Annotated in this window: 16 protein-coding genes; 2 read left to right on the top strand and 14 right to left on the bottom strand. The window is 44.5% G+C overall.

Features of this window, described 5'->3' with window-relative positions:
- Positions 1 to 3: 3 nt before the first annotated feature.
- The 7 genes from ACW6PM_RS01685 to ACW6PM_RS01655 form a co-directional block, all read right to left on the bottom strand.
- The gene (locus ACW6PM_RS01685; protein WP_308669534.1) at positions 4 to 849 is read right to left on the bottom strand and encodes an energy-coupling factor transporter ATPase; all 846 of its coding nucleotides are present in this window, start codon (positions 847 to 849) and stop codon (positions 4 to 6) included.
- Positions 850 to 861: 12 nt separating this feature from the next.
- Positions 862 to 1,719 carry an energy-coupling factor transporter ATPase gene (locus ACW6PM_RS01680; protein WP_308651169.1) on the bottom strand — a complete coding sequence of 286 codons (858 nt, stop codon included), beginning with the start codon at positions 1,717 to 1,719 and terminating at the stop codon, positions 862 to 864.
- 89 nt (positions 1,720 to 1,808) lie between these two features.
- Complete coding sequence (locus ACW6PM_RS01675; RefSeq protein ID WP_456056013.1) at positions 1,809 to 2,312, bottom strand: tRNA (cytidine(34)-2'-O)-methyltransferase; 504 nt, start codon at positions 2,310 to 2,312, stop codon at positions 1,809 to 1,811.
- A gap of 21 nt (positions 2,313 to 2,333) precedes the next feature.
- Positions 2,334 to 3,512: an aminotransferase class I/II-fold pyridoxal phosphate-dependent enzyme gene (locus ACW6PM_RS01670; RefSeq protein ID WP_456056012.1), complete on the bottom strand. Its 1,179-nt coding sequence runs from the start codon at positions 3,510 to 3,512 to the stop codon at positions 2,334 to 2,336.
- Positions 3,512 to 3,994 carry an Lrp/AsnC family transcriptional regulator gene (locus ACW6PM_RS01665; RefSeq protein WP_012743759.1) on the bottom strand — a complete coding sequence of 161 codons (483 nt, stop codon included), beginning with the start codon at positions 3,992 to 3,994 and terminating at the stop codon, positions 3,512 to 3,514. Before ACW6PM_RS01665 ends, ACW6PM_RS01670 begins: the two co-directional genes overlap by 1 nt.
- Before the next feature lie 27 nt (positions 3,995 to 4,021).
- Complete coding sequence (locus tag ACW6PM_RS01660; protein ID WP_456056011.1) at positions 4,022 to 5,023, bottom strand: AIR synthase related protein; 1,002 nt, start codon at positions 5,021 to 5,023, stop codon at positions 4,022 to 4,024.
- Positions 5,024 to 5,114: 91 nt separating this feature from the next.
- Positions 5,115 to 6,752, bottom strand: coding sequence for a VanW family protein (locus ACW6PM_RS01655; RefSeq protein WP_456056010.1), 1,638 nt, complete (start codon positions 6,750 to 6,752; stop codon positions 5,115 to 5,117).
- A 288-nt stretch (positions 6,753 to 7,040) separates the two neighbouring features.
- On the opposite strand from ACW6PM_RS01655, the gene ACW6PM_RS01650 reads away from it, so the two are divergent.
- Positions 7,041 to 7,634 carry a hypothetical protein gene (locus ACW6PM_RS01650; protein WP_456056009.1) on the top strand — a complete coding sequence of 198 codons (594 nt, stop codon included), beginning with the start codon at positions 7,041 to 7,043 and terminating at the stop codon, positions 7,632 to 7,634.
- On the opposite strand, the gene ACW6PM_RS01645 is transcribed toward ACW6PM_RS01650, so the two are convergent.
- From ACW6PM_RS01645 to ACW6PM_RS01625, 5 genes are all read right to left on the bottom strand, one after another.
- Entirely contained in the window at positions 7,635 to 8,348 is a 714-nt protein-coding gene (locus ACW6PM_RS01645; RefSeq protein ID WP_456056008.1) for a 3'-5' exonuclease, read from the bottom strand. It abuts the gene before it with no gap.
- A 5-nt stretch (positions 8,349 to 8,353) separates the two neighbouring features.
- Entirely contained in the window at positions 8,354 to 10,174 is a 1,821-nt protein-coding gene (locus ACW6PM_RS01640) for a B12-binding domain-containing radical SAM protein (RefSeq protein ID WP_456056007.1), read from the bottom strand.
- A gap of 87 nt (positions 10,175 to 10,261) precedes the next feature.
- A complete protein-coding gene (locus ACW6PM_RS01635) occupies positions 10,262 to 10,564 on the bottom strand; it encodes a helix-turn-helix domain-containing protein (protein WP_012743765.1) in 303 nt (100 codons plus the stop codon).
- The gene (locus ACW6PM_RS01630; RefSeq protein ID WP_456056006.1) at positions 10,554 to 10,904 is read right to left on the bottom strand and encodes a type II toxin-antitoxin system RelE/ParE family toxin; all 351 of its coding nucleotides are present in this window, start codon (positions 10,902 to 10,904) and stop codon (positions 10,554 to 10,556) included. Before ACW6PM_RS01630 ends, ACW6PM_RS01635 begins: the two co-directional genes overlap by 11 nt.
- A gap of 71 nt (positions 10,905 to 10,975) precedes the next feature.
- Positions 10,976 to 12,091 (bottom strand): CPBP family glutamic-type intramembrane protease, encoded by a 1,116-nt coding sequence (locus tag ACW6PM_RS01625; protein WP_456056005.1) that lies wholly within the window; start codon positions 12,089 to 12,091, stop codon positions 10,976 to 10,978.
- 160 nt (positions 12,092 to 12,251) lie between these two features.
- On the opposite strand from ACW6PM_RS01625, the gene ACW6PM_RS01620 reads away from it, so the two are divergent.
- Positions 12,252 to 12,713 (top strand): NUDIX hydrolase, encoded by a 462-nt coding sequence (locus ACW6PM_RS01620; protein WP_456056004.1) that lies wholly within the window; start codon positions 12,252 to 12,254, stop codon positions 12,711 to 12,713.
- 106 nt (positions 12,714 to 12,819) lie between these two features.
- Here ACW6PM_RS01620 and ACW6PM_RS01615 read toward each other — a convergent pair whose 3' ends face one another.
- Positions 12,820 to 13,401 (bottom strand): manganese efflux pump, encoded by a 582-nt coding sequence (locus ACW6PM_RS01615; RefSeq protein ID WP_456056003.1) that lies wholly within the window; start codon positions 13,399 to 13,401, stop codon positions 12,820 to 12,822.
- A 37-nt stretch (positions 13,402 to 13,438) separates the two neighbouring features.
- On the bottom strand, positions 13,439 to 16,144 hold the full coding sequence (locus tag ACW6PM_RS01610) for a hypothetical protein (protein WP_456056002.1): 2,706 nt from the start codon (positions 16,142 to 16,144) through the stop codon (positions 13,439 to 13,441).
- Between the last annotated feature and the right edge of the window lie 39 nt (positions 16,145 to 16,183).

The raw sequence follows: 16,183 nt of genomic DNA, 5'->3' as shown, positions 1-16,183 counted from the left end.
GAGCTATTTAAAGGCTTTTAGTATTGAATCCCTCGCCTCCGCAACTGTCGTCGCCGAAAGGTCAACCGGTATGCCCTTTTTCGCCAGATCATGCATCAGATATGTGACCTGCGGTGCTGCAAGTCCGACTGCCTCAAGCTCCTTGTAGTGTGAGAATACCTCCTTCGGCACTCCGTCAAACATCACCTCTCCTGAATTCATGACAATGATACGGTCCACATACTCCGCAACATCCTCCATGCTGTGTGATACGAGTATGATTGTGATACCCAGATCCTTTTTCATCTGTAAAAGCAGCCCCAGTATCTCATCTCTGCCCGCAGGATCAAGTCCCGCTGTCGGCTCGTCGAGTATGAGTACGTCAGGGTGCATTGCAAGTACTCCTGCTATGGCTACACGCCTCTTCTGTCCTCCGGACAAATCAAACGGCGGCTGATAGTAGAGGTCCTCCGGAAAATGTACATTCTGCAGTGCCTCATAGGCTCTCAGCTCCACTGTTTTTCTATCGAAGCCCTGATTTTTCGGTCCAAAGCATACATCCTCAAAGTTGGTTGTCTCAAAAAGCTGATGCTCCGGATACTGGAACACCATTCCAACCTTGTGACGCAGCTTGCTTAAATCATAATCATTGTCATATATATCCTGTCCATTGTAGTATATATGACCGCTTGTCGCCTTCAAAAGGCCGTTCATATGCTGGATAAGTGTGGATTTTCCGGAACCGGTGTGACCGATTATTCCGATAAACTCTCCATCATTTATCTCAAGGCTTACATCCTTAAGTGCCTGCACCTTGTAGGCTGAGTCGGCACTGTAGCAATAGTTTATGTGATCTAGAATTATTGACATATTTTCTCCCGCCTATCTGTTTTTCAGCGCAACAAGCGCATTTACAAGCTCTTCTCTCGTCAGGATTCCATCAGGGATATCAAGACCTGCCTTTTTGAGCTCATCGGCTACCAGTGTCACCTGCGGCACATCAAGCCTATGCTCCTTCAGCTCGTCCACCCTTGAAAAAATCTCACGCGGTGTGCCATCCATGACCACCTTGCCCTTTTCCATGACATAGACATGATCTGCATTGACCACCTCCTCCATGTAATGGGTGATGAGAATAATGGTCACGCCCTTTTTCTTATTGAGCTCATGGGCTGTGGCTATGACCTCCTTGCGGCCGTTTGGATCAAGCATGGCTGTTGGCTCGTCAAATACTATGCATTTTGGCTCCATTGCCACGACTCCCGCGATTGCCACACGCTGCTTCTGTCCTCCGGAAAGCTTGTTAGGCGAATGTGTGCGGTACTTTGTCATACCGACAGCCTTGAGAGCATAGTCCACGCGCTGCCAGATTTCATCTGTCGGCACACCTATATTCTCAGGGCCAAAGCCCACATCCTCCTCCACGACATTGGCGATAATCTGATTGTCGGGATTCTGGAAAACCATGCCTGCACTTTTCCTGACAGGTATGACATTCTCTTCCTTTGACACATCCATGCCATCCACCCATATGGTGCCGTCGCTCGGCGCCAGAAGTGCGTTGATATGCTTTGCAAGAGTTGATTTTCCCGAGCCATTGTGGCCGAGGATTGCAATAAACTGCCCCTCTTTTATGTCGAGGTTTACGTTGTCGAGTGCTGTAGTGATTGACTCTACATTGCCCTCCTCGTCTCTTCGTATAAATTCATGTACCAGTTTGCTTGTTTTAATTATGCCCATTTCTTTTTCCTAAAAATCTACCGTATTTACAATAATCGTAACCCTTCAAGTCCAAAAAGCCACACACTATATGCGCTTTACCGCTTGATTTAGTCATCCCAGCTTAAGTGGTGAAGCTCTCCCTCAAGCCTCATATGATCAAAATTGTTCTGTCTCAATGCCTCGTAGAGCACGATAGCTACTGAATTGGACAGATTAAGCGATCTTGTCTCACCTATCATCGGTATCCTGATGCACTCATCCGGATGCGCCTTTAGTATCTCCTCCGGAATGCCTGCGCTTTCCTTGCCAAACATAATATAGCAGTCAGGCTCAAAATGAGCATCAGAGTACACATGTCTGCCCTTTGTTGTCGCATAATATATCTTTGCGCCCGGGTTTCTCTCAAGGAAATCCTCCCAGTCCACATATGTGGTGACGTCCAGATCCTTCCAGTAATCCATGCCGGCTCTCTTAAGTGCCTTCTCTGAAAGAGAGAATCCAAGCGGCTCTATAAGATGAAGCCTCGTGCCTGTTGCGACACAGGTTCTTCCGATATTTCCTGTATTTGCCGGAATTTCCGGCTCATGTAACACTATGTTCAGCTTTGCCATTTTGTCTCCTGTCAATTTAAACTATTTATTATCCAGCTCAGCGCGAAGCTCTGTAACAAACTCCTCGATGCGGCCGAGTGCCTCCTTTAAATCATCAAGCGAATATGCATATGATATACGTAAAAAGCCCTCACCGCACTCTCCGAATGCAGTTCCCGGAACCACGGCGATCTTCTTGCTGTTTAGAAGCTTTGTGGCAAACTCGTCGGAGGTCATGCCAAACTCCTTGATGCTTGGGAACGCATAAAAAGCTCCGAAAGGCTCAAAGCACTTAAGCCCCATCTCCTTAAAGCGGTGAAGCACATAGCGTCTGCGGCCGTTGTACTCCTCCCTCATCTGTGCAACATCCTCATCACCGTTTTTCATAGCCTCTACTGCCGCATACTGGCTCGTGGTCGGCGCGCACATGATTGCAAACTGATGAATCTTTAGCATCTGCTTTAAAATTGCCTCCGGTGCACATGCATATCCAAGCCTCCAGCCTGTCATGGCATATGCCTTGGAAAAACCGTTTATGAGCACTGTGCGCTCCTTCATTCCCGGAAACGACGCTATAGATACATGCTTATCCACATATGTAAGCTCAGAATAAATCTCGTCACTTATCACAAACAGATCATGCTCCTTAACCACCTGAACGATTGCTTCAAGGTCTGCTTTTTCCATGATAGCGCCTGTTGGGTTATTAGGGAAAGGCATGATCAGTATCTTTGTCTTTGGAGTGATAGCAGCCTCAAGCGCCTCGGCTGTCAGCCTGAAATCATTTTCCTCCTTAAGCTCCACAATCACAGGTGTGCCACCTGCCAGAACGGTACACGGTACATATGAAACATAGCTTGGCTGCGGGATAATCACCTCATCTCCCGGATCGAGCATGGCGCGCAGTGCGATGTCTATTGCCTCGCTGCCACCGACAGTTACCATTATCTCTTTATTGTAATCATATGTCATGCCGTATCTTCTGTCGAGGTATCTTGCAATCTCAAGCTTTAGCTCCTTGAGTCCGGCATTTGAGGTGTAGAAGGTACGTCCCTTTTCAAGGGAATATATGCCCTCGTCCCTGATATGCCACGGTGTGTCAAAATCAGGCTCTCCTACTCCGAGCGATATAGCGTCCTTCATCTCGCTCACTATATCAAAAAACTTACGGATGCCTGACGGCTGGATGGACTTTATTGTACTGGATAAAGGGTCTCTCATTATGACATAATTCCCCTTTCATCGGATTTGACAGGTGCCGCCATGATAGTTCCATGATCCTTGTATTTCTTCAGAATAAAGTTTGTCTTTGTTGAAAGCACCTGATCCAGTGTAGAAAGCTTATCTGTCACAAACTGTGATACCTCTCGCAGAGTCTTGCCCTCGAGTGTGACCATGAGGTCGAAGCCGCCTGAGATAAGGTATACCGACTTCACCTCAGGATAGTTGTATATACGCTCAGCAATCTTGTCGAAGCCCATGCCGCGCTGTGGTGTCACTCTGACCTCTATCATGGCTGTGACCTTCTCAAGCCCTGCTTTGTCCCAGTCAATAAGTGTGTGATATCCGCAGATGACGTTTTCCTGCTCCATCGCAGCAATCTCGTTTGCCACACTCGCCTCATCCACGCCAAGCATGATTGCAAGCTCCTTCAGGTTTATCCTGCTGTTTTTCTCTATAAATGTTAATATCTTTTCTCTCATGATATATATTCTCCTGATTCAAATATATTAGCCTAAAACCTTGTATATCTCGTCAGTCTGGGCAGTCTCCAAAAACCGTCTCTCCTCGCCGGAAATCAGCACTCTGTCGTTTGAATCGGTTGTGGCACCGACTATAACAGCGTTTTGGCCTGTTTTCTCAAGCTCCCTGACCACGCGGCTGCCATCTGTAGCTGCGATTATCAGACTTCCTCCTGACAAAAGCTTATACGGGTTTATGTCAAAAAATTCACTTATTTCAATCGTATCCTGCCTGATAGGGAGCTTCTTTAAATCGATGTCAAGACCAATTCCCGAAGCCTCTGCCATATCCCAGAGTGCTCCAAAGATGCCTCCCTGCGAAGCGTCATGGATTGCCGCCACACCGGCGCCAATCGCGGATGCAGCCTCCCTTGCAGTGGAAATATGGTCTATATATGCTGCTGATTTGTCTATAAATGCCTTGGAAAATCTCGTTTCAAGCTCGGCTCTTTTCTCATTTGCAAGAATTGCGGTGCCCTCAAGCCCCACATAGCCTGTCACGATTATGTCCATGCCCGGTGCTGCTGCCGATGATGGTGTGAGCGCCTTTTCATTGGCCTCACCTATTGCAGTGACTGTCACCACGATATTTTTCACTGCGCGGCTCACCTGTGTATGCCCACCAAGCACCACAATGCCTGCTTCCTCACATACAGCATCAATCGCTCTCACGGTCTCACGAAGCCTTGCCTCGTTTTCTGTGGTAGGTACAAGCAGTGCCAGCTCTATCCCAACAGGGCTTGCTCCCACGGCATAAATATTGTTCAATGCATCATAAACCGCACAGCTGGCACACACATGCCGGTCTGAGACATCCAGTGTGAACGTCTGGGTAGCAGTAACTAACCCGGTTTTTCCGCCCTCTTGCATGGAAATCACCGCACAGTCCTCACCTACTGCCGGTTTAAGAAGTACTCTGTCGCTTTTGGTATGAAGTTGTTTTAAGACAGAGCGTTTTAAAACCGACTCTGATATTTTACCGTTTTTCATGTGTTTTCCTGTTCCTTATAATAATATGATATTAGGGTCAAAAGGTATTTTGCCCCTAATTATAATTAATCAGATTACTACCTGCGGGCATTTACTGCGTCTGTGCTCCCTGTGTCTGTCCTGCCGCATTCTGGTCTGTCGGCTGTGTCTGAGCACCTTGTGTCTGCCCTGCCGCATTAGGATCTGTAGTCTGTGTCTGCACGCCCTGTGTCTGAGCTGCAGCGTTTGGATCCTGTGTCTGGGTTGCCTGAGCCTGGGCTGCCTGAGCCGCTGCTGCCGCAGACGCAGCAATAGATTTAACCGAGCCCTCATCATTAGCCGCTGCCGCCGCCTGAAGCTGTGCAACAACCTCCGCTGATGCGCCTGCTGTACCGACCGTCACGATTTTCGGTGATGACTTGTACTTGCTGTTGTTGAATACCTCATCGCTCTGCACTGTTCCATCGACTGTGACCGTCTTCCAGAGCCTTGCGGTCACTCCCTTGTGCGCAGACTGCTCGGTGTTGAAATAACCGACCGGCTGACCTGCATCAAATTTAAACTGCGTAACCGGATCCTCCTCGGAAAGTGTCTCACTCCTGAAGGAAATTTCCCTGTTTGCGGGTCTCGTCTCCACTCCGTACACATTGAAGGTAATGATTCCTCCACTGCAATAGCCCTCTATATACACCGGATTGTCCAGATTATTTTTAAACTTAAGATCCTTGTAGGTTCCTGCAATTGCCGCATCGTCAGATGGCTTTACGTAGCTTACTATCATGGAATGGTTGTAGCGCTGCACTATGTCGAGCTCAGCCCTTATAACCGCATTGTAGAGAGTGGTAGCAACCTGGCACACACCTCCGCCTACCGAGTCAACTACCTGACCGTTCTCGTATGCACCTGCTATCTGGTAGCCGTTGTCAGTTGTGATAGGGCTGATAGCCTCGTAAACCGAGAACTGCTCCCCCGGATATATGACACTGCCGTTTATCAGGCTGCATGCGTTCTTTACATTGGCTGCACGCCCTGCTGCCGAGCTGCTGAAATCTGTAGAAAAGCCTCCCAGATTATCCTTAATCTTTGAAAGCTCTTCCTTTGAGCCCCTCGGCTGAACCGTATTTGTGACCAGCTCTATCTCATTCGCCGAACCATCCCAGCTGTTCTGCAAGAAGTCATTTATGGCATAGACGGATTTTACCACATCCACCTCTTTGCCTTCCTGTCCCGGAACAAAATCGAAGCTGTTGCCGTTTCTCTGCAGCGAATTATCAACTGCCTTTATATTGAGCTCGTCGCTCTTATCATAAATCATCTTTGCGGTCTTTTGTTTATCAACCGACAGATACATATTGACGGCAACATTGCCCTTTTTAAGCTCCTCCGACTCCACAAATCTGTCAATCAGGCTGCCCTCATGGCACACTGAAAGGGCCTCGTCCACCGCCGCATCAGTGTCCGCCGAAACAGACATTTCCTGTGCGGTTGCATCAAATGAGCCATTGGCGCCCTTTAATGAAAAGGAGATGTCCTTTATGCTGTCAACATAGGAATCAACTGCTTTTTTTGCCTCTTCCTTTGTCATACCGCCTACATCCACACTGCCAATGCACACACCCTCTGTAATTGTCTGTACCTTCGCCTTCTTTGTGCCTGACGAACCGCTTGCATATGCATTTACCACACCTGATGCCGCCACAAGCACAAATGCCATTGTACCAAGTAATAATGCTTTTTTATTAATCTTCATTTCCGCTTCCTTTTCCCTGGGCTGTTAAAAGTGCCCCTGTCATGCATTTTATATCATATTATGATACCTTTTGACCCTTTAATCATATTATCATATTTTTTCCATATTTCAAGAAAAGCTATACAAGACTTGACACAAATGTTGTCACAAGCATCGCTGCTATAACCACTATTATCACTATAGCAACCACCTTCTGATTTCTTTTTTTATTAAAATCGTACATACTATTCACCTCTGTCCAAAAATGAGTTATACTATTTTCATATATGAGAAAGGATTTTCCAACATATGATTCCAATTTGTCTAATTTTGTTCATTTTATTTATAGCAGTGATTACTTTTGCCATAAAGAGAGCTGATTCTGCTCAGGCAAAGGTCACCGAGGAGTTCTGGGAGAAGGAGCGTAAGGCCAACTCAACCCTCCGCGGAGATACCACTGACCTGTGTTATATTACCATACCGGAAAGGTTTTTTCCATTAAATAATGATAAAATAAATGATTTAAGGGATAAAACCCTTGTCAATCTCACCGGAATGACAAACACTGATTTAAAGCTTAAATATGGCATTCTCAATTTTAAAAAGCTGTCTGAATATGATGATAATTTCACGAAATTTGTTTCAATGCTGCCGGACTATTACAATAGGCTTAAGGAAGAAGGCTATGAATCGCTGGCCAATGAGCTGCTTGAATTTGCAGTGGAGCAGGGTGCCGATTCAAAGAACGTATACAGCCTGTTAGCCAACGCCTATATCAGCATGTCAAAAGCCGACCGGCTTGCAGAGCTTATTGAGAAAGCAAAGCAGCTCAATTCTCTTTCAAGGGATGGAATCGTTTCTATGCTTGAGAACTTACAGGCTGATGCCGCCTCGGGCCGGTAATTAAATATATTTACTGCGGTATTCATCGTACAGCCTTGAGGCCTGACTTCGGGTCAGGTTGTCCCATGATATGACATCTGCTATCCCATACTCAGCCATCAGCTCCTTTAGCTGTCTGACCTGATGGGCCGTGGCAGGTGTCTGTTTTTTTGCCTTGTATACAAGTGGCTTATACTCCACCGGCTCACCCTTTTCGTCCATCAGTGCAAGCAGCTTTTCAAATATCTGCTTTGTCTCTATCGCATCATCGAGCGCCCTGTGCGCATTTTCCCTGCTCACACCAAAATACTCACACAAATCCTCCAGCTTCTTCGACTGCTCAGCCGGCAGACATTTTCTGGCTATTTTCAGCGTATCATATGCATTCAGTGAGAGTGTGCGCTTGTGATTTACCGCCCATTGCTTTAAAAAGCTGTAATCAAAGGTCACATTCTGCCCAAGTATGATATCATCCCCGATAAAGTTAAGCAGGTTATCCACAGCCTCGTCCATATCTGCTGCGTTTTCCACATCACTGTCAGTAATTCCTGTTAATTCCTGCACACGCTGTGGAATATGCTGCTTAGGATTTACCAGTGTGGATATCGTATCCACTATCTCGCCGCCACGCACGCGTGCCGCACCTATCTCTATTATCTTGTCATTTTTGGCGGAAAGACCTGTCATTTCAAGGTCAATCACCGTGTAATTTTTTATATCGTCTATGTTGCTCATTTTTCTTAGTCCGTAAACCTTCCCGGCATTTTACTGTTATCTACATACTCCACCATAGCCTGGTGATCAAGCGGGTCTCTCATGTCGTAGTGGAAAAGCGCCCACACCGGCTCCTTATGATACTTTGGCAGCTCATCCAGCTTGCGCGTGTGCTTGTCCGGAAAAATATAGTGGAACGGCTCCACATGCGACAGCTTTCCATTCTTACAGTAGGCATGTGTCATGTGCTTGAATTTGCCTATATCTGCGGCCCACCTTGGGCGGCTCTTGCAATTCTCACGATAGTACAAATCAAAGATGAGTGACTCCTGAATCATGTTGTAAAGCTGCGCATTTTCATCGAAATCAGTATTATCGCTATCTCCGGCATTTTCGGATAATCCCTCAGAAGTCGTATCATCGATGTCACAGCCATGCAGATATAAAGCCAGAAATTCAAGCAGTATCTCGCACCTTCTGATGCGCGAATGGCTCATTCCAAAATAGCCGTTGGCCTCATAAAAATCTCCAAGCTCCTGAAAGAACTCAAATGCACTGTCAAAGATACACTCCATGAGCTTCATCGTAATCTCAAACTGTCCGCTGTTGTAATACACCTCAAGCATCTCCTCGACGCGCTTAATCTTTATCACATCATCAAACGAAAGCCACTTCGTGGACATGACCTCATACGGTGGCTTGTCGTGGTACACAATACCATATTCCGCGGCATGCTCAAACATGTACGAGCCCTTGAGCACCTTTAAAAATCCAAGCTGGAGCTGGTTTGGCTTAAGCTCGTAAATCTCATCAAAGGAACGCCCAAAGCTGTCATAATTCTCATACGGAAGCCCTGCAATCAGATCCAGATGCTCATGGATATTGTTGCCGCTTTGAATGAGCCTCACAACCTCCTTAAGCCTCTCAAGCTTCATAGTCCTGTGAATCTCCTTAATCGTGACCTCATTTGTGGACTGCACACCGATTTCAAGCTGTATAAGCCCCGGCCTCATATCAGAAATCAGCTCAAGCTCCTCCTGATTCAGCAGATCCGCCGATATCTCAAAGTGAAAGTTTGTCACACCATTGTCATTCGCCTTTATAAAGCGCCACAGCTCCATGGCATGAGCATGATTGCAGTTGAAGGTTCTGTCCACAAACTTGATCTGCGGCACCTTCTGGTCTATGAAAAACTTAAGCTCTCTTTTTACAATCTCAGTATCCCTGAAACGCAGCGTCTTATCCACCGATGAAAGGCAGTAGCTGCACGAAAACGGACATCCCCTGCTGCTCTCGTAGTAGATGATGCGGTTTGAAAAATCATCAAGCGTATCATAGCAGAATGGGATTTCACTCATGTTTTTGATGGGGCGTGGGCTTGTGAAAACTATTTCATCTGCTTTGCCATCAGTGCTGTTTTTTCTGAAAGCAACGCCTGCAATATCACTAAGCTTTCTTTTATGCGCATAGTAACCGCACAGCTCTCTAAAAGTATCCTCTCCCTCTCCTATCATCACGCCGTCTATGTATGGATTTTCCCCAAGAAATGTCTCCACCTCGTAAGACACCTCAGGACCTCCAACCCATATCGGCACTGACGCACAAAGCTTTTTATACTCGCGTGCAATATCAGTCACATAATCAATATTCCATATATAGCACGAAAAACAAAGTACGTCGGGCTTTCTCTTGTAAAGCTCCTCAAGAATGTAATCCTTCTGATTGTTTATCGTGTATTCCGCAAGCTCCACAGCATCCCTGTACTCCCCGGCACAGGCGCGCAGTGAGTAAACTGCGAGGTTTGAATGTATGTATTTTGCATTGATTGCTGTCAGTAAAATGTTCATGGTTTCTCCTTAAAAAATGACCTTTGAATGTAGACTTTATGCCACATTCAAAGGTCTGCTTCGTATTATTGCAGCATCCGTTCAATTTTATTTTTTTAACGGCTGCATTGGTACAAATTCAATTTTCAACTGCATCCCCATTCCATGCGCAAGCCTCTTTAAAAGTTTCAAAGATGGATTTCTCGTACCATTCTCAAGCTTACTAATATCCGCCTGATCAATGCCTGTACGTGCTGCAAGCTCCTTTTGAGTCAAATTATTCTTAATGCGCGCATCTATCATAGCCCTTATGACATCCATCTCAGGTTGGAGATCGTCCCACTCTTTTTTTACGTCAGGATTTTTAAGCTGCTCCTGTAAATAATCGTCATATCTCATATTATTTACCATGCCTTTCTATATAATCTCTTCTATATTTCTTAGCCTTTTCAATTTCACCAACCGGTGTCCTCTGAGTTTTTTTAATGAATCCATGTGTTAATACTATTCTTCCTTCATAATAGAAAAAATATAATACTCTCGAAATATCTGTTCCTACCTTAGCTCGCAATTCAAAAATCCCATCACCTAGCGGCTTGCTGTATGGTTCTCTCAGCAATGTGCCTTTTTCTTCCAACAGTTTAATTTCCATCAATAGCTTTGCTCGCATCTTAACATTTAAACTATCTAAAAAATCTTTTACCGGAATTTTGTCCCCATTCTCATAAAATTCAGCAATAAATCCACCCATAACTCTTCTCCATTGTTCTTACAAAATATTATATGGTATTTTTACCATATTGTCAAATCAGTTACTTTAATTTACATCGTCATATTAACAAGTCTGTCGTACATGCCGCTTGCAAACAGCACCATCATACCAATCGTGCAGATGAGCGACAGCACAAATCCTATTATCGATGTAATCATACCGGCAGTTGCTATTGCATTGTTATACTGCTTTGCCCTTTTTGACATTTTGGAAGCAAGCATGCCGACAATTCCAAGCCCCATCAGATAGCCAAAAAACGAGAAAATAATACTGCAAATGCCAAGCACCAGTGAAACCACTGCCAGCTTAGCACCTTCCCTCTCGTCATCTATGATAGTCTCATTATTGTAGAGCATCTCAAGACGGATACGCCTTGACTTACGAAGCATAACAAGCATAGGAATACCGAGCACGACAAATGCGACACAGTTCATTGCTGAAAACTCATTAATCCTGTCGGCCACTCCGCCTCCCTCAAATATTCCTGATGATAAAAGTCCGCCCATATCTACAACAGTATGGAAAATTGCAAGCATCCAGAAATTGCGTGTAGAAGCGTATATCATACAAAACAGCACGCCCATGAGTCCTGCTGAAATAACCTGTATCAGACAACTGCTGAACTTAACCCCTGCACCCATATTGGAAAAATGCATCAAGCCAAACAGTATGCCTCCCAAAACTACTGCTCCTGTGATTCCACCTTTCGTCTTTGGAAAAGCTCTTAGCAGCAGATTGAACACTACTCCTCTGAACACCAGCTCCTCAACGAGTCCTACAAGACAGACCGCAATAAAGAAAAAGATGATGTTGTAAAATGCCTTCACATCACCATGCTCGCTCAAAAAGCACAAATATATGCCTGAAACAACAGCGTAAAGACAATACACTATGAAAAAACCACCTGTGTATAAGCTTCTGGTCCATCCTGCTGCATTTTCCTTAAAGATATCCCACAGCCCAAATAAATATGTGATTCCCAGAAAAATAACTAAAACAATGGTCTCCACAATAGCCTGCAGCAGATAGTCATCCGCCTTTTCCATGCCAGGAATCAATCCCAGAACTTTTCCGCTCCACTGTAAGGGTGCAATGAAAAGAAAGACTGCAAGAATGGCAAATATTATATTTGCCGGTGCCGAAAGGTTTCTCAATTTCTGTTTCATAACTTTAAATCTCCTCATTTGTGTTTAATTTGATATAAAAATATTCTATAGCATTTACTTTGACATTGCAAGCTAGCATATAAACCTCATTTACAGTTCCTCTAGCTTTCCTATCTTTCCCTCCACATTTTATGTTATAATCATCTGACGGAGGTACATCATGAAAATAACAACTTTATGCTACATAGAACACGATGGACAATATCTCATGCTTCATCGTATTAAAAAAGAAAATGATATAAATGAAGGTAAATGGATTGGTGTTGGCGGTCACGCCGAGAATGGTGAATCACCCGAAGAATGCCTGCTCCGCGAAGTCAAGGAGGAAACAGGGCTTACGCTCACATCTTACCGTTTCCGCGCACTTATAACTTTTATAAGTGATAAGCAGGAGCCGGAATTGATGTGTCTTTTCACTGCTGATGAATTTTCCGGCAAGCTTATCACATGCAACGAAGGCGACCTCAAATGGGTTGATAAAACTATCGTGCCCACACTTCCTACTTGGGAAGGCGACGCTATCTTCTTAAAGCTCCTGCTTGAAAATGAAGAAAATTTCTTCACACTTAAGCTTGTATATGAAGGTGAATCACTGGTTAATCAGAAGCTTGAGATTTATTAGTATTTTGCGGCAGTAAAACGATATTACTGCCGCAAAAATATTGACAAAAGCATTTGAAATTGCAGACAGCAAAAAAGCCCTGTCCTTACGAACAGAGCCCTATGCATTATTTTGCACTTACAAGCCTTACTATCACATCAATTCCAGCCGCCCAAAAGAGTATCGCCCCCACGATATATACCTTTGTCTTCTGCTCAAAACCGAAATGATATCCTGTGTAAATGCCTGCCACTATACAGATGACAGTGAGCAGCGCCACCATTATCATAATGGTGAAAAGTCCGGTACCAAGGAAGCCGAATGCTATTCCTGCAAGAACCGTATAAAATGCAGTGATTCCTGCTATCCTTAGCACTCCTTTCATGTCAAGCTGCGCCTGACAGTGCTCCTCAATCCTTTCGTTTCTTATAGCCTTTCCTATAAGCCTGATCCCCAGTCCTATCAGTATTCCGATAGAAATTATCTCTCCTAAAAGTGCTTCATCCTTCACCGAGTATTTCCCGTTAAGGAAGCTTGACAGGAAATACCCGATGTACATTGCTAACAACTGGCAAACTGCAACTATGAAGCAAATGGCTGTAAGCTGTTTCTTATTTACTTTCTGGATCAGGGAACCCTGACATTCCATCATCGCGAAAATCTCCAGTGAGCTTCCCGCCACGATTAACAGATATTCTATCCAGCCCATTTTTGCCTCCCATAATCTTTAAACATCCTTTAATTAATTATTTGTCGCTATCTGCCTTAGCATCTATTGAAGCTAATTTATATATGAACTTAACGCTGCCCGTCTGTCCATCAGCGATTGCTGAGTATGTCTGATATTCCTCGCCTGCGTCAATTACTGCCTGAAGTTTGTCGGTGAATGGCTTTAAGTCGCCGTTGTATGCATCGAGAATCTTGTTGATTCCTTCCTCATTGAACTGTACCATACCGTCTGCAAGTGTGTGTGCACCCTCTGCAAGTGTCTTAGAGCCTGTTGTGAGCTGGTCAACACCTGAAACTATCTGATTTGTTCCATCTGCAAGCTGTGATGCTCCGCTGTTGAGCTGTGCATTGTTTGCTACAAGTGTGTTTGAACCGTCTACAAGCTGCTTGATACCGCTTGTGAGAGTTGGTACTGAGTTCATGAGTGACTGTGTTCCGGCTGAAAGCTGGCTTGCTCCGGCATTGAGTGCTGTTGCTCCGGCATTTAATGTATCGTTGTTTGCAACTAATGTATTTGAGCCGTCCACAAGCTGCTTGATTCCTGATGTAAGGGTAGGCATACTTGCAATAAGTCCATTCTCTCCATTTACACCTTCATTAAGCTCTGCTACACCACTGACAAGGCCTTGAGCATTTATCTTTTCATGAATAGAATTCATTGTCTCAGAAGCTCCTGATACCGCTGCAGTTGCTGCCACTGTCTCTGAAACCTGCTCACATGCACCGCTGAGCTTTTCTGCCAATGTATTTAAAGCACTTTCTACACCAGCATTTATCTGCTTTTTATTATCATCAGATGATAAAACATTTTCCAACTGTGTTTGAGTCATATTTAACAGGGTATCTGATGCTTCATTTTTACTATAAAGGAATTCTGCTAACTGACTAGCTGACATATTTTGTATAGCGTTATAGTCAACAAAAGCCTTTTTGCAATCATCATTTTCTAATATTTTCTTTGTCAAAGCATCTATAGTTCCAGTTTGTGTTGCTGCATTAATAGCATTAGCATAATCATCACTTGTTTGTTTATACACCTGCTTTATGCTTGAAGCTAATGTATCACTATCTACTTCACCTGCTTTTACATTTGCAGCACTTGAAAGGATACTATTGACAACAACTTTATATGTAGAATCAAGATTTTTTTCAAAATTCTGACTAGCTGTACCGTTATATAAACTAGTATAAAGTTCTCCATCAACTACATTTCCATTTTTATCAGTTCCATATCGTAGTCCATTATATATTGTAGTTTTTACTGTATTACCAATCTCTCCAGCAAATGAATCCCTCACATTCTTGGCTGCGGTAGACTGAATTTCTGTTTTCTGGTCATTAGTCGGTCCTGCCTGCAATGTCTTGTCAAGCTCTTGAACTCCAGCATTAAGAGCACTTGTACCTTTTGAAAGTTTTGATACACCACTAACTAATGTGCCTGATTTACTTCCCAGCTCATTGATTCCTGCATTGAGCTGACTAGCTCCGTCTGTATATGTCTTCAAGCCATCCTTAAGTGTTGCACTTCCGCTTGCAAGCTGGCCTGCTCCACTATTGAGCTTATCTGCTCCTGACACAAGGGCTCCAGTGCTGTTTCCAAGTGTATTCAATCCACCGCTTAATGTACTAACACCATCTGTATATGTCTTAAGTCCACTCTGCAGTGTGCCAACTCCTGATGCGAATGTACCGAGCTTGCTCTGCAATGTTGAAAGTCCGTCAGCAAGTGTGTCAGTACCCTCTGCCAGTGTTTTTGAACCATCCTGAAGCTGTGTTGAGGCATCCTTTAAGTCATTTATCATGTCATCGAGGTCTGATGTGTCAATTCCGTCTGTGCTTACATAATCAGATGCGTTTACCACGAAGGTCATGGCTGCAGGCATTGAGAAATTCTCCACATCTGCTGTCATTTCCATGTATTCAGGGATATTTACATCGCCATCGAGGTCTCCATCCTTGATTCCGAGGCTGTCCTTTAAGCCCGGAAGTGCATAGCCGAGCACTACGCTTGATGAATCGCTTACCTCAGCCTTGCCGTTTGTCACTTCGATATTCTCGAAGCCATCACCGAGTACAAGTCCTGTTATTGCTGCAAATGGTACGGAAACTGTCTGCTTCTCGCCGTTTACTGTCTCTGTATATGATGTGGTATTTGTGTAGTCAAAACGGATTTTGACCTTTCCTGATTTTCCAGCAAGGTCCTCAGGTGAGATTTCTTTTCCATCGAGGTAGTATGTAACCTTCTGTGTTACAGGTGGCTCTGCTGTGGCTGTGCCCTGATAGTAAATGTCCTTGCCGCCGGCCTGCCAGGTGAGCTTATCACCGCTTTGTGTGAATTTTTCCTTGCCCTTTACGTTCTCGATATCCGAAAGGTTTGAAGCGTCCTCCAAGGTATCCTTTTTGTCTTTATTTTTAAGGTGATCTACTACGATTGTTTTGTTTACGTTGCCGTTTGCATCTGAGATGAGATATACGCTCTCGTCCTTGTCTGCATCGTTATCCTTTAATGATACGCTGTCCATGAGCTTATCTGCTATGTCATCAGCATCCTTGCTGCTGCCTGTTGTGCTGTCTGCCTCGGCTGTGACTGCTGTGCTGTCCTTCTCGGCAAAAACTGCTGTTGCTCCGATTCCTGTACCTACAAGTGCTATTGTGAGGACTCCGGCTACAACACGGACAATATATTTACTTTTTAACTTTTCTTTCAATTCTGGTAATTTCATGTCTTATTCCTCCTGATTTTAGTTTTGAGGTTATATGTT

The sequence above is a fragment of the Agathobacter sp. genome, from assembly GCF_977054825.1.
Note: the sequence above shows the minus strand (reverse complement) of the source record. Positions and strands in the feature narration are given on the sequence as shown.